The organism is Cytobacillus firmus (assembly GCF_023715565.1).
GTDB classification, from domain to species: domain Bacteria; phylum Bacillota; class Bacilli; order Bacillales; family Cytobacillaceae; genus Cytobacillus; species Cytobacillus firmus_C.
Window position 1 is genome coordinate 13,334 of record NZ_JAMBOJ010000057.1, and the last position, 19,231, is coordinate 32,564.

General features: G+C 43.8%; 18 protein-coding genes. 5 read left to right on the plus strand and 13 right to left on the minus strand.

Going from position 1 to position 19,231, the window contains the following annotated elements; all coding sequences use genetic code 11:
- Positions 1 to 156 precede the first annotated feature (156 nt).
- From M3205_RS19510 to M3205_RS19525, 4 genes are all read right to left on the minus strand, one after another.
- Positions 157 to 717, minus strand: a complete 561-nt coding sequence (locus tag M3205_RS19510) for a hypothetical protein (RefSeq protein ID WP_251171397.1) — start codon at positions 715 to 717, stop codon at positions 157 to 159.
- Between the two features lie 386 nt (positions 718 to 1,103).
- A complete protein-coding gene (locus M3205_RS19515; protein WP_251171398.1) occupies positions 1,104 to 1,397 on the minus strand; it encodes a PTS transporter subunit EIIC in 294 nt (97 codons plus the stop codon).
- 132 nt (positions 1,398 to 1,529) lie between these two features.
- Positions 1,530 to 2,330, minus strand: coding sequence for a MurR/RpiR family transcriptional regulator (locus M3205_RS19520; RefSeq protein ID WP_251171399.1), 801 nt, complete (start codon positions 2,328 to 2,330; stop codon positions 1,530 to 1,532).
- A 129-nt stretch (positions 2,331 to 2,459) separates the two neighbouring features.
- Complete coding sequence (locus M3205_RS19525; RefSeq protein WP_251171400.1) at positions 2,460 to 3,077, minus strand: DUF3298 domain-containing protein; 618 nt, start codon at positions 3,075 to 3,077, stop codon at positions 2,460 to 2,462.
- Between the two features lie 131 nt (positions 3,078 to 3,208).
- Between M3205_RS19525 and M3205_RS19530 the strand changes: the two genes are divergently transcribed.
- A complete protein-coding gene (locus M3205_RS19530; protein ID WP_251171401.1) occupies positions 3,209 to 4,942 on the plus strand; it encodes an ABC transporter ATP-binding protein in 1,734 nt (577 codons plus the stop codon).
- 162 nt (positions 4,943 to 5,104) lie between these two features.
- The gene (locus tag M3205_RS19535; protein ID WP_251171402.1) at positions 5,105 to 5,329 is read left to right on the plus strand and encodes a hypothetical protein; all 225 of its coding nucleotides are present in this window, start codon (positions 5,105 to 5,107) and stop codon (positions 5,327 to 5,329) included.
- A gap of 110 nt (positions 5,330 to 5,439) precedes the next feature.
- Here the strand turns inward: M3205_RS19535 and M3205_RS19540 are convergent, their stop codons facing one another.
- From M3205_RS19540 to M3205_RS19575, 8 genes are all read right to left on the minus strand, one after another.
- A complete protein-coding gene (locus M3205_RS19540; RefSeq protein ID WP_251171403.1) occupies positions 5,440 to 6,267 on the minus strand; it encodes a sugar phosphate isomerase/epimerase family protein in 828 nt (275 codons plus the stop codon).
- On the minus strand, positions 6,264 to 7,247 hold the full coding sequence (locus M3205_RS19545; protein ID WP_251171404.1) for a DUF6005 family protein: 984 nt from the start codon (positions 7,245 to 7,247) through the stop codon (positions 6,264 to 6,266). Before M3205_RS19545 ends, M3205_RS19540 begins: the two co-directional genes overlap by 4 nt.
- Positions 7,244 to 7,519 carry a petrobactin biosynthesis protein AsbD gene (gene asbD / locus M3205_RS19550; protein ID WP_251171405.1) on the minus strand — a complete coding sequence of 92 codons (276 nt, stop codon included), beginning with the start codon at positions 7,517 to 7,519 and terminating at the stop codon, positions 7,244 to 7,246. The genes M3205_RS19545 and asbD overlap by 4 nt, the downstream gene beginning before the upstream one ends.
- The gene (locus M3205_RS19555; RefSeq protein ID WP_251171406.1) at positions 7,516 to 8,751 is read right to left on the minus strand and encodes an AMP-binding protein; all 1,236 of its coding nucleotides are present in this window, start codon (positions 8,749 to 8,751) and stop codon (positions 7,516 to 7,518) included. Before M3205_RS19555 ends, asbD begins: the two co-directional genes overlap by 4 nt.
- Before the next feature lies 1 nt (position 8,752).
- Positions 8,753 to 10,486, minus strand: a complete 1,734-nt coding sequence (locus tag M3205_RS19560) for an IucA/IucC family protein (RefSeq protein ID WP_251171407.1) — start codon at positions 10,484 to 10,486, stop codon at positions 8,753 to 8,755.
- Positions 10,458 to 12,284, minus strand: coding sequence for an IucA/IucC family protein (locus M3205_RS19565; protein ID WP_251171408.1), 1,827 nt, complete (start codon positions 12,282 to 12,284; stop codon positions 10,458 to 10,460). Before M3205_RS19565 ends, M3205_RS19560 begins: the two co-directional genes overlap by 29 nt.
- Before the next feature lie 146 nt (positions 12,285 to 12,430).
- Positions 12,431 to 13,378: an ABC transporter substrate-binding protein gene (locus tag M3205_RS19570; RefSeq protein WP_251171409.1), complete on the minus strand. Its 948-nt coding sequence runs from the start codon at positions 13,376 to 13,378 to the stop codon at positions 12,431 to 12,433.
- Between the two features lie 164 nt (positions 13,379 to 13,542).
- Positions 13,543 to 15,084, minus strand: coding sequence for a helix-turn-helix domain-containing protein (locus M3205_RS19575; protein ID WP_251171410.1), 1,542 nt, complete (start codon positions 15,082 to 15,084; stop codon positions 13,543 to 13,545).
- Between the two features lie 198 nt (positions 15,085 to 15,282).
- On the opposite strand from M3205_RS19575, the gene M3205_RS19580 reads away from it, so the two are divergent.
- Both M3205_RS19580 and M3205_RS19585 read left to right on the plus strand, forming a co-directional pair.
- Complete coding sequence (locus M3205_RS19580; protein ID WP_251171411.1) at positions 15,283 to 16,254, plus strand: FecCD family ABC transporter permease; 972 nt, start codon at positions 15,283 to 15,285, stop codon at positions 16,252 to 16,254.
- Complete coding sequence (locus tag M3205_RS19585) at positions 16,254 to 17,285, plus strand: FecCD family ABC transporter permease (RefSeq protein ID WP_251171412.1); 1,032 nt, start codon at positions 16,254 to 16,256, stop codon at positions 17,283 to 17,285. The genes M3205_RS19580 and M3205_RS19585 overlap by 1 nt, the downstream gene beginning before the upstream one ends.
- A gap of 51 nt (positions 17,286 to 17,336) precedes the next feature.
- On the opposite strand, the gene M3205_RS19590 is transcribed toward M3205_RS19585, so the two are convergent.
- Complete coding sequence (locus tag M3205_RS19590) at positions 17,337 to 17,672, minus strand: antibiotic biosynthesis monooxygenase family protein (RefSeq protein ID WP_251171413.1); 336 nt, start codon at positions 17,670 to 17,672, stop codon at positions 17,337 to 17,339.
- Between the two features lie 143 nt (positions 17,673 to 17,815).
- On the opposite strand from M3205_RS19590, the gene M3205_RS19595 reads away from it, so the two are divergent.
- On the plus strand, positions 17,816 to 19,030 hold the full coding sequence (locus M3205_RS19595; protein ID WP_251171414.1) for an MFS transporter: 1,215 nt from the start codon (positions 17,816 to 17,818) through the stop codon (positions 19,028 to 19,030).
- Positions 19,031 to 19,231: the final 201 nt, after the last annotated feature.

Consider the following 19,231-nt stretch of genomic DNA (forward strand, 5'->3'; position numbering starts at 1 on the left):
AGTTCTTGATGTATATGATTCGCAATGCTAAGGGTGGAAGCAAATATTATGATATAGGAAGTATTATCAGGAAACTCACTTACTGGAATTCTTCCATAGTGTTCATAAATGTTTTTCCAATTGAATAGTCTTTCCTTGAAATACCCAATATAGTTTTTAGTTTTGAGTCCCTTGAACTCGATCAATAAGGAAATTCATTTGACCCTGGGGAAACTCTATGATTGCCGCTCCTAATGGTCGGTTATTTTGATGGTTAGTGGCAATGATCGGATTCCACTTCCATTTTTTTAAAATGTTCATTTCCGCCATTAAACAGCGAAGTTCATTCATGGATACATATCGTTTGATTCCACCAACACCTAAAGAATCCCAACGATTCGCGTCCATAAAGAAATCAGAATTATAATAGTGCTTTAAAAGCTTAAATCCGGCCATTCCCAAAGTAAAGGGAGCGGGTGGTTTTACTGAATCCTCTTCTCCGTGAATTCGTATTTTCCAGCGTTCAACAAACCCATTTCGGCGCAAGCGGTCTAGCCTTAAAGATGTTTGAGAAGAACTCATAATAGGCAATAGATACCTGCGTAATTGGTTTTCGTTTGCACAAATGGCATCACCAAGAACTTTTAAGAGTGTGAAATCCTTCTCGTCTAACCTACCCCTCGTAAAATGTTCTACAACACTTTCTAAATTAGTGTAAGGGTAGTATTTCTTCGGCAAGACCTTAGTGCCTTTAAGGAAGGGGTGATCCCATAAGGCACTTCACCTTTCTTTGTTGTGAGTAATGGATACTCCTGTGTTACTCCTGGGTTAGGCTGGTCTTGAATAAGAGCTTCCATTATTCAAACAAGAACGCTCCAACGTCCCTGCGTTTCTTTTTACCCCTAGGATATCCAGTAATGACAACTTTGGCTCTCCGATTCTCTTTATCGATGCTTCGAATTGCGCAGCTTACCACATCTCCGACCACTGGCTCCTCCAGATAATTAGGTTTAACGCCTTTTACTTCTAATCCAACATCCAGTTGAATGAAGATGCCGTGAACAGCGTCTACACCTGAAACTTTCCCAGCGATTGCATTTCTGGATTGTAACGATTCTAGTTTTTCATATTACTAACCCTGTTAAAGCTGCGTAGCCTTTATCCTTCTTTGCCAAGCCGATCGGTATGCCGACCGCAAAGATCAGGGCGAGATTCTGAAGGATGGAAACTGCCGAAGAAGAGATAAACTTTCCGACGTTTTGTATCATTGGATTTTCAAGAAGCGGAACGTACTGGGCCAGGTTCCCGTTGCCAAATACATTTCCAAAAGCAATGAAAAGACCAATGATCGGTAATATTAAGATCGGGGCAAACAAGGATTTTCCAAATAACTGGAGACCATTCACCACTTGTTTCATTGTTGTCTTCCTTTCTAATTAAAAGTAAACGCTATCAATTAATACCCACAGTATAGCGTGGAATCTAAGCTGCAGGAATGGGAATGGCGGATTCTGTACCATTTCACCAAAAAAAGTAACATGTTACATGAGCTAATATTCTTGGATAATTCCTTTTTTAATAGCTAAAATCAGGATAATATCAATGAGCATAAACATATTCGATTCAAATGAGGTTATCTCAAATTCACGCTGGGACTCGATGGTCGGATCAAGAATAGTAAACACTATATCAGCCAATTCCACCGTGGTACTTTTGTCATTTCCTGTAAACAGCACGGTCTTTAAACCCTTTTCCTTTGCTATTTGGACCTTTTCAATCACCTTGCTTGTCTCCCCTGAACGCGAAAAAACAATCATCAGCCGGTACTTCTGGATGTTATTAAAGAAAATTGCCCGGCTGTCACTAGTCGATGTATTCGACACGTAATATCCGAAAAGCTCCAACTTCTTAGCAAGATAATTAGAGAACAGCGTAGAGAAGCCTGCTCCATAAAAATAAATCATCTTATGCTTTTTAATTTCATTTAAAAACTCTAAAATGCTCTTCTCATCTATGTAATCAAAAGTAGTCCTGATATTTTTTCTGAATTCACCAATACCTGCTTCCATTGGGAGATGGATCTCTTCTACTGATCCAGAATCTGAACTGTGTACCTTTTTCACTTTAAGGCCAAGATTATAAATAAATTCACTGTATCCGCTAAACCCCAGCTTTTTACACAAACGGATGATAGATGTAGTCGAAATAAACAGCTCATCCGCAGCTTTCCGGATGCTTAATTGCTGTTCATCTATTCTGCTTTCAATCAAAAAAGAGAGTATCTCTTTCTCTGACTCGCCCAAGTCTTTATCAATTGTATAATCTAAGAAAATCTTCTCTGCATTATCCATTGGTTTACCTCTTTCTTATTACGAACGGGTTTTATTGAAGCCATTTCTATTATAAATGAGACAGCTGAAAGTTTTACTGTTTTACAATGAAAAAGGGATACCGCTTTAACGCATATCCCCTTTCAATCTTTAATTTGCCGCCATCCTTCCCAGCGGACCATTTTCATCTATAATGTCCTGCAGTTCATATACCGAAATCGGAAACATCGGGAAACCATAGGCGTATGGCGCTATTTCATAGAGTTGAAAATAGATGATCAGCCCTTTGTCTGCTATATAAAAGTCCTGATCCGGCTTAATGGCTTTAAAGTCTACTAAAAGCGGAATGTCACGCTCCCTGATTTGCACCTTAATCAGATCTGATATTCTTTTTACATAGTCACTTCCCGGCTTGAATAAATCCTTAAGGGCCACCTGCTTCCCCTTCTGAAGATCAAACGTCAGTGATTTTATTACTGTCATTCCATGGGCAGCATGGTAATGGTACACATAGTTGTTCAGTGACAAACTCAGCACATCCCGCTGATTATTTTTAATCTCATAATATCCATACAAATCCACAACGGTTGTATCCATATTGCCTGTCTGTTCGTTAATGAGCTGCTGGTTCTGCCTGAGAATGGTATTGTTTATCATTTCCTGCAGCTGCTTATTCTGCATACCTGATACTCGGGGATAATATACGACTTTGGTGGGTCCAGTGCTGATTGTCATCGTTTTGATGCCTACCGGAAAATTGATTGCCACGGCTATCCATCCTTTTTAGGTTTTTAACATATCCTATTCATCGAATAGGCGTTAAGGTGCATAACAGGAAATGGAAGTTTCAATGTTATATAATGATTAGGATATATATATATAAGACAGGAGCAAGCAAAATGAAACAAAAGCAAACCAGCCTAAAACCTTTTATTTCACTAATTCTATCAACAAAAATTCCAAAGACTGCGCTCATTATTGGTTTAACAGCGAGCATCTTAACCACCCTTACCGGGCTGGTGGTTCCTCTGCTGACCAAAAATCTGGTGGACGGTTTTTCGGTTGAATCTTTAAGCGTTCCGCTCATCATCGGAATCGGAGCAGCCTTTATCCTTCAGGCGGTTATTAGCGGGATTTCCATTTACCTGCTGAGCTATGTCGGCCAAAAATTGGTGGCGCGGCTCCGGGGGCGGATGTGGAAAAAGCTCATAAGGCTGCCGGTCCATTATTTTGATCAGCAATCCAGCGGTCAGACAGTCAGCCGCGTAGTTAATGATACCAGCATTGTCAGGGAGCTGATCACCAATCATTTCCCACAATTTATTACCGGGATTATCAGTATTATCGGTGCAATCATTATACTTCTTGTGATGGATTGGAAAATGACATTGCTGATGCTCACTTCTGTTCCTATTACACTGGCCATTATGATTCCGCTTGGCAGAAAGATGGCAAAAATATCCCGTGGCCTTCAAGATGAAACGGCCATTTTCACCGGTAACATTACCCAGACACTCGGTGAAATCCGTTTAATGAAGGCCTCAACGGCAGAGAAAAATGAAGAAAAAAAAGGATTGGATGGCATCGACAAGCTGCTTGGCTATGGTTTGCGGGAAGCCCGCATTTTTGCCATGATCGGCCCGACGATGTATCTGATCATGATGGTGGTCATCGTCATGATTATCTCCTATGGAGGCATGCGTGTGGCCAGCGGGACGATGTCAACTGGTTCCCTTGTAGCCTTTTTGCTGTATTTATTCCAAATTATTATGCCGATCACTTCATTTGCGATGTTTTTTACACAGCTGCAAAAAGCAAAAGGCGCAACGGAAAGAATCATAGATATTTTAGAAGAGCCATTGGAAGATGGGCAGAACGGCATCGAGATGGATATCAGCAGCAAGCCGATTACAATTCAAAATGTTTCTTTCTCCTATAGCGAAGAAGAGAGTGTTCTGGAAAATATCTCACTGGAAGCCCAGCCAGGCCAGATGATTGCATTAGCAGGTCCTAGCGGTAGCGGAAAAACCACCCTGTTTGGATTGCTTGAACGATTTTATGAGCCAGCTGATGGTGAAATTAAAATTGGCCATACACCCATCCAGCAGATATCGCTTAAATCCTGGCGCAGTCAAATCGGCTATGTTTCACAGGAAAGCGCTATGATGGCAGGTACGATTCGCGAGAATTTATGCTATGGACTGGAAAAACCCGAAAACATTTCAGATGAGAAATTATGGGAAGTTACCAAAATGGCATATGCTGATCAGTTCATTGCCGATTTTCCGAAAGGACTTGATACAGAAGTTGGTGAGAGGGGTGTGAAGCTTTCCGGAGGACAAAGGCAGAGGATTGCCATTGCACGCTCATTCCTGCGCGACCCTAAAATATTAATGATGGACGAAGCTACCGCCAGCCTCGACAGTCAATCGGAAGGCATCGTCCAGCAGGCGCTTATCCGCTTAATGGATGGCCGGACAACTTTCGTCATCGCCCACCGCCTTTCAACAATTATAGATGCAGATCAAATTGTCTTTATTGAAAAAGGCCGGGTGACAGGGATTGGCACTCATTATGAACTGACACAATCTCATGAGCTATACAGAGAATTTGCCGAGCAACAGCTTGCATAAGAAACAGCCAGTCTATTGCAGACTGGCCTTTTTTTACAGATAAAAAATCCGAATATTTTGATAAAATGCGACAAATTATCCATTTAAACGGGAGGCTCTGTTCCTTATAATGGAATTAGGATCATTATGGGGTGTACCAAACCAAGAAGGAGGTTGTGGACTATGCCATTAGATCATACGAAAAACATGCTAGAAACGTTAAAATACTACAGCGATTGCCAAATCACTCAAACGTTTTCAAAAGATCAATCGCAGATTCTAGTGGTCCGTTATATAAAAGACTCTCATTCATTTGAGGTTACTTATACGGTAACTTCACAGAAAAGGATGTATCCTTCCATTGATTCTGCGGCGGTTGCGATAGAACAGGCAATCGGCAGTCATTGATCCCTCCCAAATAAAAAAACGCAGCGGTTCTCTCTATCCGGTACCAATACTGGGTCTATTTCCTTTCAATCAAACGTTTGATTGATTTTTTTCTGCTTACAATTGTCCATTTACCTTGCTTCTTCAACCTGAAGAACCTTCTTAATCTCCCTGCTGTCTTTTGCCAGAATACTTTTCACATTTGGTCCGAACCATTCCAATGAAGCGTCCATTTCCATCATTTCAGCTGCCTCTCTTAAAAACTGACGATAGTCCACAGCTCCTTCAAAAAGTGAAACCATGCCTTCCCTGCTGCCTGCTGCTGCATACACATTATTAGGGGCAAAGACCCCAAGCTTGCTGCGTGATTCAATATTTTTGAAATGAAAGTGCGAAACATATGGCTGGAGCTGTTTAAGAGCAAATAGAGGATCCACCCCTGATTCCCAAATATGCAGGACATCAAAGTTTACCCTTAATGACGGATGATCCGTTTCCTCAAGAAGCTGAAGTGCAGAAGATGGATTATCTGTCAAAGTATTCGGATGTGTCTCAACCAACAGCTGCATTCCTTCAGCTTCAGCCATTTTACAAAGCATCTTCATACGCGAAACAAGCTCAATCCGCTCTAATCTGCTGATATCCGCACTGCCCTTGTTCCCGGCAAATGTCCGTATTTTGTCTGTTCCCCAGCGATGCGCTAGTGAACATAGGGCGTTCATTTCGGCTATTAAGGCAGGAAGCGGTGCATCCAGGGGCAAATAGTCGCTCAGCATACTTGTCTCAAGATCATATGAACTCAGCCACTCACTTCCATAATGGATATCTTCCTCCAGATTCTTGGCATGGACACCCCATAGTTCAATTCCCTGGAACCCATTATTCTGGGCCCAGTGGGCAATTTGGTCAATCGATTGGAGATGATGCCGGAATGAGATCGTGCACAGAGAAAGTTTCATAGAATGGCCTCCTTTATATTTTGAGATTGCTGCAGTTCAGACCAAGCCTCAAAGCTCTCTTGCAAACCACTTTTTATTTTAAATTCCAGGATATTCTGTTCTGCCAGCTTTGCAGTAATTTCGTCCATTAAAAGCATGTTTCCAGTCATAGCGAGCTTCATGGCCCTGTATTGTATGGCTGTATAGCCTTTCACAAGTTTTTCAATTTCATCACACCATGCTTCAAAGCCTTCTTCATCATAGTCAAGCGATTCCCAGAAAAACGCAAAAGCATGTTCATAGGCATACTTCCGTATGGCGAGAACAGGCAATTCCCTTAAAGCCGATGCCAGACCTGACAGCGGATACTTTTTTTCTCCAGCAGCATGAAGTTCAATAATCTTTGCAACAGCATCTGTCATTGGATTGCAATCATGTTTGATGCATGTATTAAAGTAAGCCTCAACCGTTTCAGCAGTTGGCATAATAATGTCAGATGCATCAAAGAAATAGCCGCCTTCAGCTGAAGGGTCCTCAATGGCAGCCAGGATCCGGTCTTTAGCCAGCACTCCTTCCCAGCGGAAGTCCGGATCATACATAAACCATTCCTCTTCGTTCTCCGTCTTTTCCAGCATCACGTAATGGGGAAAAGGGCTTTGGTGAAATTTATTTTCCCGCTCTGGAAGCTTTGACAAATCGAGCATCACCATGACATATTCATGGGGCTTCTTGTTTTCCAGCAACCTCATCATTTCCTTTATATTTTCCTGCTTGCTTTGCTTTTCGTCATACCATTTATGCAGCTTGATGCCATAAAGCATTTCATACCACTGATGAAAAAAATTATGGTCGATTCGTTTGGAATGATACGTTAACACTCCATTTTCCAGCACATCGAAATCGGCATCCCATACTCCGAAATAATAAGGACGATGGTCAGCTCCTTCTGTCTTTTTTACCGCTTCGCACACACAGCTTACAAAACAATGCACTTTAATCATAAAGATCCCTCCACTGCAGCCGGCTTCTGCTTTCGCACAAGAAAATCAGCCAGACTTCCTACCGTCCGGAAATCTTTTGACACAATCATTTCATCTGGAATTTCAAATCCCATATCCACTTCCAAATGTAGGATCAACTGCAGAATCATAATGGAATCCATATACAAATCTTCATTTAAGCGTGCATCTTCATGAAAAGCCTTCATAGAAGGAAGCTCTAAATGATCTTGTAAAATGTCATGAATTATCTGTAAGATTTCCTGTCTTGTCATGCGAGCACTCCTTCCCCCAGCCTTTTCCGGCTGACCTTACCGTTCGGCAGCTTTTCGATTTCCTCCACATTCTGAAATTCCAGCGGAACCTGGTAGGGGGAGAGATAACCCCTGCACCATTCTCTCAGTTCCTCTTCCTCAATGAATTCGGAGCAGACATACTGCGCGCAAACTTTCTCCCCTGAAAGCGGGTGAACTTTTTTATAAACAACTGCCTCTATAACTCTTGGTTCCTGCATCAAAACGTCTTCCACTTCCTGCGGATATACGTTCAATCCTGCCACATTGATGGTGTCATCCATTCTGGCCAGGAATGACAGAATACCATTTTCTATATAGCCAAGATCTTTTGTATAAATTGTTTTCTGCGAATCATGAATGAGAATTTCTCCAGGATTTTTGATGCTTCCGGCCACCACTTTTACATGTGGAAGAGGGTAGCCCATTTCACGCGGGTTGCTCACATCCGGATGAATGGCCACACATCCTGCTTCCGAACAGCCATATTGCTGAAGCACTCGATTTGATACTTTCTTTAACGCTTCCAGCCAGCCTGCAGGCATGAGCGTGCCCGAAGTCATGACAGAATCAAACCGCTGCCCATCCCTATTTAGGCGCGTTAAAGTATGCAGCAGTGCAGGAGCAGCGTAAAGAATATGCTTAGGATGCTCCTTCAGCTTTTTCAGTACATACTTAGGATTCATATTTGTCAGAATAAGCGGTTCTGCCCCGCGCATCATGCACGCCAATACACCGCAGATTAAACCATAGGAATGGGTCGTCGGGCAGGCAACGACTGAAGTCGTCTGATTATCAGCCGGCAACACCGAGACATAGCTGTCAATCTCTTTCTCAATCGATTCCCATGTTCGTTCAATGCATTTCGGATCTCCAGTCGTACCTGAACTCATTTGCACCAGAACGCCTTCCTTTTCATTTATTTTATGTGACAAGTGGATCTGCAGGTGGATATTTTCATAAAGCAGCAAATGGCTGCCCGACTTATTTGCCATCCTGATTGCCCCTTCTTTCGGGACAGAAGGATGGATGGGGACAATGGACCCTCCTTTACTGCGGACAAATAAGCAGAGTGCAAGCCATTGAAAAGCATCGGGCATACAAACAGCCATTCTCCTATTCCGGCAATCTTTTAAATAATGAATATTCTCAAATACCGTATACTGTCTTTCAAGATCATCCAGTGTATAGTACTGATCATTTACAAAAAACATCTCAATTCTCCTTTGGGTTTAATGCTAAAGAGTTTGTGATAAGATGGCGGAACCCGCCATCTTCTTCTTTTTGGACCTTCCTTTTCAAGAGCGACTCGGCATAAACCTTAGGGGTTGTATGCTGCAGAAGGTAATTTCGGTAAATCAGTTCAGGATAGCAGCACAGGTGCCCGTCAAGCACCTCATCTGCCAGCCCCCAAAACTTCTTCTCGCTGTACCCATAATTCTCTTCAAGCGCAAAAGACAGTTCTGTTAAATGAAAAACGAACAATGTATCCATCACAAGCTCTCTCAGCGCTTCAATGGAAGTCATCCAATAATACTCATTGTCCCCGCCCTTATTAAACTGCTCATGAATCTCTCCAAAGTCAGGACTCCGGCTGGGTTCTGCCAAAAAGTCATAATGATACTCAGTGCTGTCATGGAAATCCCGCAAAGCAACACGGGTTGGCCAGCCGTTTTTATGAAGGAGTATCATGTTCTGGGCATGTGCCTCCACAGCTATGCCATGAGCGGCGAGTAAGTGCCAGACCGGCACCACGCTTACTTCCATAAGTCTTTTCAACCAATTTTCTATTCCGTAGTGCAAAAGCCAGTCGTTTATAAATAGGGAACCGTCCCTCTCCATTAATGGAAGTGCTGTAAAAGGCAGAGCCTCCTCACTCTCTTCCATGTGGAGACGAATGCTTTCCCGCCAAATAGCTCCCAGTTTTGTCTCTGTTATTTCCTCAATAGGCTGATGGGCAATCCCTGCATACTCCTTCAAAATGATCAAGGAAGCTTCTTCCTTTAAAAATGGATCCGCTTCTACCGTAGCCGCTATCCAGTTGGAAATATGGGGAGCAGCACAGATGGCGTGAGTGTCTAATGTTCTCAGCGATGAGGTATTCACCATATTCATGGATAGTTTTAGGTGAGCTTTCTCTGGATTCGTCACGTTCCAAAGTGTCCGGACCGACAGGGTTGCCCGATAGGTATCCCCGCTGCTTTTTAGCAAAACGACATCTTCTTGCTCAAGTTCCGCTTCTATATGCTTTATCTGCCATGGATGTATTGGCAGGAAGGTGTATTCTTCAAACGTCTTTCCCAGCTCATGCAACTCGGTCAGCAGCTGTCCGAGCATCAAAGTACCCATTTCCTTCTCCCAGAATTCCTTCTCACCTCCGGGGAGGGCAATTCGACTCTGCCTGCGTCTGACTGCAGCCCATTGCAGAGCAAAAGGTTTCCCTGCTTCCGGACCAAATGCAGCATGATCTTCAAGAGAGAATCCAGTCCGGGCTTTAAAACAAGGATGATAGGGATGCCCTTCCCAAACTTCCGACTCCAGCTCTTCATAACTGAGTGTTCTCCTTGAAAGAGACGGCATGAGATGTTTTTCATTCCATTCACTAAGCTGAATGGTTTGCCGGAGCTCGTAAATCAGCTTATTTCTTTTATCCTGGTCGGCCACAAGGTCCTCTGCCAGCTCTTCAATGCTAATTGGCGTACGGGAACCATCGATTTGCACGGAACGGATACTGTCTTCCTTCAGCCGAACACGGTCAAAGGCAGCAATCCTTCCCTCACAGCAGTAAATCCGCTGATTTCCGAAAATGGTGAAGCTCAATAAAGGTTCTTCCGGCTGGTGCGCTGTAATTTCATAATCCATCAGTCTTTCAAAAAGAACGGCCTCCAGTAACTGTCGGATGACTCTTTTTTCCACTTTCTTAGACGGCAGCGGATGCAGCTTCTGCATAGTTCTCCTCCTTCTTCACAACGGCCAAAGGATTTGGGATATAGGTGTAAACGGCTTGTTCGTTCTTTGCCAGCAGTTCATCCACATCATGAAAGCGGGTTAGCAGGTTAGCTTTATAGGCAAGCTTCTCTGAGTGCAGGATTTGGCCGATAAATGCTTTTCCCTGTCCAGACATCTCTTTTTCAAGTATGCAGAGCTGTTTCCGGCACCAATCGATCAAATGATCTTCACTGATGAGACTGTCCTGCCCAAATCGGCAGATCACTGAAAAGAGCTGATTCATGAACAGGTAATAGGTGAAGCGTTCCTGTATGAGATCATCCTCATAAAATAGTTCCGGGCATTCCGCCAATGACGGCAGGAGTTTGCATAGATTTCCTCTATAAGAGTTTGATAGGTAGTAGCCTTGATTATCACGATAGTAATAAGCTTCCGGATAGCCTGATGATAAATCCAGGAGGCTGTTTTGCTGATGGGCCTCAAGTGCAAGTCCATATTCATCATATAATCGGATCAGAGGCTCGATTGAGCATCTCCAGTATTTTTTGAACCAGTCCATGCTGATTTCCTGTGGATCTCTTCTCTTTGTTTGTGCCAGCTTTTCAATTGTCCGCTTCAGTCTAGAGCTTTCATCCGGCAGTGGATCCTGAACCAATGCCGCGATGGAACTAACACCCTTATCCGCTCCTTTCGGAAAAGGGTTGGACCGGATAATGACCTCGAACCCTGACTCTTTATGCCCCGGCAATTCAGCTGTTATATGGGCCGGATCATCGATCATCCGAAAAGACGGATATTTTTCCGTAAAGCGAAGCTTATCCATTAGTTCCGTCATAGCGTTACCTGCCTTTAGTTCATGAAGGCGGTTCGTCCTTAAAGAATTCGTAATTTTTACCGGAACAGAGAATTTGAACATCCATTCATTTTCCGGGCTGTAAACCGTTCTGATGGAAGAGGTAGCTGAATAATAGGCTCCCATTTGGCCAAGATCTTTTATAAGATTTTCTTCAACCGCCTCTCTGACATAATTCTGCTGAAGCAGCCATTGAGCCTGAAGAGGGTGCATCGGAATGAGGCAGTTGTTATGCGGGACAGTAAAATGCGGTATCGATTTCTTTAGTGAATGGAGTATAATATCGCTTGCGCCATTCCGGTTAGCTGAAGCTTCCCTGACCAACTCCCGGTCTACTTGAAAATAGTGAAGTTGAAAACAGCCTTTTAGCTCTGGTGCATACTGCGGATGCTGCCATCCAGCCATCCCCTGCCTGCTTTTCGGGGTAGGGTGAAGCCAGTGACCAAACAAAAGTGACTGCTCAGCTTCAATAAAGGTGCTTTCTTCAGAATATAGGCTATTTTCGTCCTTCATTCTTTCTTCAATATACAAGGCCATTGTCTGATAGCTCTCAATCAGCCTGAGCACCAGTTCATCAAAATGGGATGCAAGCTCATGACAGCCATTTGATTTGGCCATTAAATGCAATTCGTGGATAAGAGCAATCATCATTGGAAGCCGGTCCTGCTGTATCCATTCCCGGCTTTGGCTGCAATATTTAAAGGCACCGCCGATCAAATGCCTTCCTGTTAATGATCGGTAAATTACTTCCACTGCAAATGCTGCAGACTGACCCGGAAGTTCTATTTCTACCACAGATTCGCCTGATAGAGTCATAGGTGGCTGCTGCTCCTGCATCCATTCCTCCCTATCCATCCAATGTCCGCAATCTACTTCTCTTAAGTAACTATTTATAAAAGCTTGAAACGTTGCATTTTCTGCAATTTGTTTGGCTGAATGATGCATAATTCCATCCTTTCACCGAGTCTTTAGACCTAGTAATTGATAACCATTCTCAATAATGGTTAAAAAATTTGATTCCTTCCTATAGAAGAAATCAATTTATTGGAAGAGACAGAGCCTCCAAAAGTCCCGGTATCTCATTAAGATGTTTATTCACCCAGAAGCAAGGATTCAATTTCCTTCAACCCTTTTTGGCGCTCAATCGGATCCCAATAGCCCCATGTGGTCTTGATGGTATGGACGTTGTCGTTTTGAACAGCTTTCAGGCTTTTCCAAACCTCGCCCTGTGTAACAGAATCATAGAACTCTCCACTATTAAAATAAGAAACATTAAGGATATGATCAGGATTATACTTTGCTAATCCTTCAATCGAAATATTCTCGCCGAAATCCTCAGGGAGGTTTTCTGCAGGTTTTAATTTCAAATCATCAAATAATAAGGAATTTGTTGCATGGTTTGTACGTCCATATACACGAATATCTTTTTTGTTAATTGCTACTGCCATAAATGTTTCATCGCCCATTTTTTCACTTACGCGGCTGCCGATATCTTCTGCTTCCTTCTCAAGATCCTCAATCACTTTCTTTCCTTCCTCAAGCTTGCCTGCTGCTTCGGCAACCTTCAGATGGTCTTCCTTCCAATCTCCGCCGACTTCTACTGCAACGGTTGGAATGGTTTCGGACAGCTGGTCATAAAGAGGCTTATAGCGATCACTGATAATTAACAGATCCGGATCCAGCTTCAAAATTTCTTCCGAATTAATTTCATCAGCATAAGGCAGAGCCTTCACGCCTTTAAGCTCCTCTGTTAAATGCGGAGGAAACTCATTATCATACGCCATCACAGCGTAAGGCTTTACACCAACAGATACGAGTGAGCCTTCCCAGGATACATGCGACAGCACAACGATTTTCTTCGGTTCGGCAGGGACTTCTGCTTTTCCGTACAAATGCTCAACGGTTCTTGTTTCCTCTGTTTTCTCCTCTTTCTTCTTTTCAGCCGCTTCTGTGGAAGCTCTCTCTTCTTTTCCACAGCCTGTTAAAACAAGTAAAAATAACATAAAAACAACGCTCAAAGGAGCAAAAAAATTCTTCATGGATCATTCCTCCAAAACAATAATGAAATTCATTCTCAATGATAATCATTATCATCATTGCTGAACATGGACATTTTTAACTTCCTCCATGAACAAAATGAATTTGCGTTATAAAAAAACAGCCGCAAGTCTGCAGCTGCACGTTAATTATTTTCTTCTAATCCTTAAGCTTTTAGTTTGGATTTAAAAATGCTTGAAGGAAAGGCTTCCAGCATCTTCTTCCTCCCAATCGGTCCCCATGGATCCCACTCATGGCTTTCAGGGTAATAGACTTCTCCCGTCCGGACAGCCCCGATTTTATTCCAATCTGAAGTATGGGCAGTTCGCCACACATCCTTTTCATGACTCCATAAAATGAGAAGTTTATCAGGGTTCAATTCAGCAATCTCTTTCAGGCTGACATTTCGGTAACCTTCTGCATGGAGATCTTGATGCGGCTGGAATCCGAGACCTTGAAAAAGAAGTTCGAGAATGGCATGATTTCCCTTCCCGTAAAGGCGTATTTCTTCCGGGCGAATCCAAATGACTGCCCATTGACCATTTTTGGTTAATGGACAAAGCTCATCCCGCACTTTGCATTCCATACCGTGAATGTCTTTTTCTATGCATTCAGCACGGCTTTCGCAGCCTACCAGCGCTGCTATTTCATAAAGATAATGGCACCAGTCCTGCTTCAAAGGCATATGATGAACTTGCTCCTGTTTTGAAAGCAGCACGCTTTGAAGCTGAGATTGATGCAAGGGTGTTTTAATAATGCGGTCGGGATGGGTCAGCAAAATATCATCCGGCTGAAATGGTTTTTCTGCGTTTAGCAATCTAGTTCCTTCCAGCTCTTTTTGAAGATAGCCCGGCACCCCACTGCTTGCCGGATAGACGGTTGGGTAGGACGGAGCTGCTACCGGCTGGATTCCGAGTGAAATAAGGTGATCCTGTAAAAACAGCTGGCTTACGACAGCAATTCGTTCACTCGCCCTTTTCATGAAAACAGTTGGCGGCATCCCCTCTCTGCTTTTAAAAAGGCGGCTGAAATAAAATTCATCCTGCAGCCCTATTTGCAAGGCGACTTCTTTAGCTGTAATTCCTTTCTTTTGAAGCAGCAATTTTTTAGCAGTCTTCATTCGTTCTGCATTTAAAAACTCTTTCGGGGTCATGCCGGTCCTTTTGCGGAAAGCCCTTGAAAAGGTTACAGGGGTCATATTTGCTTTAGAAGCTAATTCCGCGACGGTTAATGGACGGGACAGGCTGTTCCGGATCAATTCCTCTGCTTCTTCCATTCCATCAATTTCGGCCGAGTCTGTCAGGATGGACAGCATCTCCCAGAGCAAGGATAGAAATCTGCATTTGGCCGAAACTGATTTTTCCTGCCGGCTTTTCTTCATTTCTTCCCAGAGGGGGAGCATTTTTGCAGGGACCTGGTCAGCCAGCGTACGGGTTAACAAGTTTTTAAGCATATCCCCTTCTTTTGGCCAGGAAAGCGAATAAGCGGAAAGAAGAGAAGAAGACGATGATGTGAGGGAGCAGGAATCCGTGAGGAAGTAGCTTTTGCCCTCTTCTGCCTTCAATCTCCGGTTTCCTATCTCCAGAGTGCCTTTTCCCGATGATATGTAAAGGATTAAATAATGGCTGCTCTTTTCATTTACGGCCTGCGATAAGCCCTCACGCAGGTTGAATGCAGCAATTTCAAACATATCGCTCTTCAGCATCATATTTAGACACTCCCTTCTTTTTCCTTAAATATGAATTGACAAATGCTGTGGAAGGATAGTAGATTAATAACGATCTTCTAAAGCGATAACGATTCTCATTTTCAATTATAAAATACATAGAAAAGGACTGATCATCATGGCCAGAACTGCTGCTGACATAACCGAACCCCTGCAGCCCGTTCACTTAAAATCTATTAAATGGGGCCTAATTGGCTTAGTATTTATTTTCTTTGGCCTGCTCGCTTCAATCGGACTTGGAGCTATATGGATTCCCCCTTCTTCATTTGGGACTCTTTTGTCTCTTTTCAAGCTGGCCAAATTGAACATCAGCTGATCAGAGAAGTTCGAATTCCACGGGCTCTGGCTGCTGCCCTGATTGGGGCAGCACTTGCAGTGGCAGGAACTATTATGCAGGGGATTACACGTAATCCGCTTGCCGATCCTTCAATCATCGGCATCACCCATGGAGCCGGGCTGGCAATCGCTATTTCGCTCGCATTTGTTTCTAGCGGGTCCTACTGGATTCTTCTAATCTGGTCATTTGCAGGCTCTGCGGCTGGCGCTATGCTAGTCCTCTCTTTTTCCATGATTTCAAAAGAGCGGATCTCTCCTGTAACCTTGACGCTTGCCGGTGCTGCTTTAAGCACATTATTCAGCGCTCTTTCCACCGGCATTGCCCTGTATTTCCAGGTGGCACAGGACTTGAGCTTCTGGTTTGCGGGAGGACTATCCGGAACCAAATGGCAGCATGTTTTTATCCTGCTTCCCGCTGTTATCATTGGTTTGCTGCTGTCCCTCTCGATCAGCCGCTCTCTGACCATATTGGCTTTAGGGGAAGAGGTGGCCGCCGGTCTCGGTCAATCCCAGCAAAAAGTCAGGTGGATCGGACTCATTGCCGTTATTCTATTATCCGGCGCAGCCGTTTCCATTGCAGGTGCGATTGGCTTTATTGGCCTTGTCGTTCCCCATATCGTCCGGATGCTCATCGGATCTGATTACAGATGGCTTATCCCGCTAAGTGCCATTGCCGGTGCCCTTCTTCTCGTACTCGCCGATATCGGCGCACGGATGATCAACCCTCCATTCGAGACACCTGTCAGCGCAGTGACCGCCTTGATTGGTGTTCCGTTTTTCCTATATTTGTCCCGAAGGAAAAGGGGGTATATGTAATGGATTGGAAGCTTGCTTTAAGAATGGCCAAAAACTGGCTGGCAGCCTTTGTCTTTTTAATCATGGGCACCTTTATATTGAGCCTGTCCACTGGCGTGATGCCCATCCGTTTTTCTGAAATACTGAACACATTAGCCGGCAGCGGCACTCCAAGGCAGGAGCTTGTTTTATTTCAGCTGAGATTGCCGAGAATGGTCATTGCCATGCTGATTGGTGCCGGGCTTGCTCTATCAGGCAGCATTCTTCAGGGACTTTCCAGGAACTCTCTCGCTGACCCGGGCATTCTCGGAATCAATGCCGGTGCTGGACTTGCTGTCGTTTTTTCGATCTATCTTTTCGGACAAGAGAAAGGCAGCCTTCTCTCTGAACCTTTTTTTCTGCCCGTGTTCGCTTTTATCGGAGCTCTTGCCATTGCAGGACTGATTTACCGTTTCTCATGGAAAGAGGGAATAGATCCCGAACGGCTTCTCCTTGTTGGCCTCGGATTTAATGCTCTATGCGGTGCTCTTCTAATGATTCTCCAGCTGAAAATGGATCCAAAGGATTTTCAGCAGGCGGCCATTTGGCTGACAGGAAGCATTTGGGGAACCGGGTGGCCTTATGTATGGGCATTGCTTCCATGGATTGTGATTCTTACACCGGCTGCCTTTTATAAAGCAAGGACCATGAATCTTCTTCAGTTTAAGCAAGATGTTCCCGCTGCTCTTGGCTTAAAAGTGGAGTCTGAACGGCGCTTGCTTCTTTGCCTATCTGCTGCCCTTGCAGGAGCATGTGTGGCCGTCGGCGGCGGAATTGCCTTTATTGGACTGCTCGCTCCCCATCTGGCACGGCGGCTGTGCGGATCCAATTACTTCAGCAGTCTTCCTTTATCAGCACTGATTGGAGCAGCTCTGGTGCTCATGGCAGACATGATCGGCAAAAACCTTCTCGCGCCAGCCGATATCCCCGTCGGAATCGTCATATCGATTATCGGTGCACCATACTTGATCTTCATGCTGCTGACCCGGAAAGGTTCCGGGATGAGGGTCTAAATTCAATAAGAATGCCCATTCAACAATCCCTTATGAATGGGCATTTCAGTTTTATTTGATTTCAGCCGGCTCTCTGTATTGTTTTTGCCCCAGCACATGATATACATCCTGACGGCTATCGATAATAAACTCTGGCTTTGGCTTCCCGCGGTTCGCACGATGGCCAGCAAGATGTACATCGCTCGTTTCCCAAGCCTTCCATGCCTCTTTAGATTCCCAGCGAATCATAACAAGGATTTCTTCCTCCCCACTGCGCTGTTTTTTCTTTAATACATTCAAATCAAGAAATCCGGGCTGCTCTTCGATGATTCCTTCTCCTGCAAAGCGGTCCACCATTTTATCCCCATGGCCCTCTTTAACCAAAACTGTCTTTAATTGAATAAACATACCTATTTCCTCCTCAGTTCTTTTTCGCTATTATAATTGATAACGATTTTCATTTTCAACTATTTTAAAAAATATGTTCATAATTTTATAAGTTTATAGTATCTTTAGATTATCGAAATTTATTGAAATTGTGAGGCCGTTATATGTGGAAAAATAAAAATGTGTGGATTCTTTTAACTGGTGAATTTATAGCAGGGGTGGGCCTATGGCTTGGCATTATAGGAAACCTCGAGTTTATGCAGGAAAAAGTTCCTTCTGATTTCCTGAAATCACTTATTCTTGCATCCGGTTTGCTGGCTGGGATTGCAGTTGGCCCCTTTGCCGGCAGAATAACAGACCAGCTAAATAAAAAGACGGTAATGCTCGGATCAGGTTTTGTCAGGGCTATCAGTGTTATTTTTATGCTGATTGCTATTCAAACGGGATCTGTTTGGTGGATGGTTCTATTCCTGGTTATTATACAATTGTCAGCAGCCTTTTACTTTCCTGCACTGCAGGCAGCCATCCCTCTTGTAGTTTCCGAAAAAGATTTACTGCAGCTGAATGGTGTACACATGAATGTTTCCACCCTGTCGAGGATATTGGGTACAGCACTGGCTGGTGTTTTGTTAGTCATTATGCCATTATCCATGCTTTATATCGGATCGCTGGTCGCTTATCTGGCTCTATTCGGATTAACCTGGTTTATGAACTTCGAGGAAAAAAGGGATCACACAGTCACAGGAAAAGAGTCTGCCGGGAGAAGCGGAGGATTCAAAGAAGTTTTCCCGATTATTAAAGGCCTCCCCATTGTTTTCATGACACTGATCTTAACCCTGGTCCCGCTTCTGTTTCTTGGAGGTTTCAATCTGATGGTCATCAACATCAGCGAGCTTCAGGACAGTTCGTCCATTAAAGGGTTAATTTATACTGCAGAAGGAATCGGCTTCATGCTCGGCGCATTTATCGTCAAGCAACTCAGCCAAAAGCGTTCGCCATATGCGATTTTATTTTTCTTCTCATTTGTCATTGGCGTCTCACAGCTGCTTCTGTACTTTGCGGATGTGCCCGTTCTATCCATTGCGGCCTTCTTTGTATTCGGATTTGCCGTTGGCTGTTTCTTCCCAACTGCAGCCACCATTTTTCAAACAAGGGTTCCGAAGGAGTTCCACGGAAGATTCTTCTCCTTCCGAAACATGCTCGATCGTGTTATTTTCCAGATTGTGCTACTACTGACAGGATTCCTGCTGGATGCCGTTGGACTTCAGGTAATGGTCGTAATCTTCGGTATTCTATCCTTAGTCATGACAGCAGCCTTCTTTGTAAAATTCAAACAGATTCGGACCGGAGTACAGAAAAAAGAAAAAATCAGTACGTAAAAAACCGGCTCACATTGTGTTAACGGGTTCGGTTGACAGGGAGAAAACGTCAAAAAGTAAAACAAATAGTAAACAAAAAGGGGCTGGGACAAAACTAGCTTCAGATAGTAAGAAAGGTGAATTTGAGTGCGCTCAAATTCACCTTTCTCTTATTTCAGGGTATTAATTCTTTAAATTCTTATTTTTTGGCAGTGAATTTCC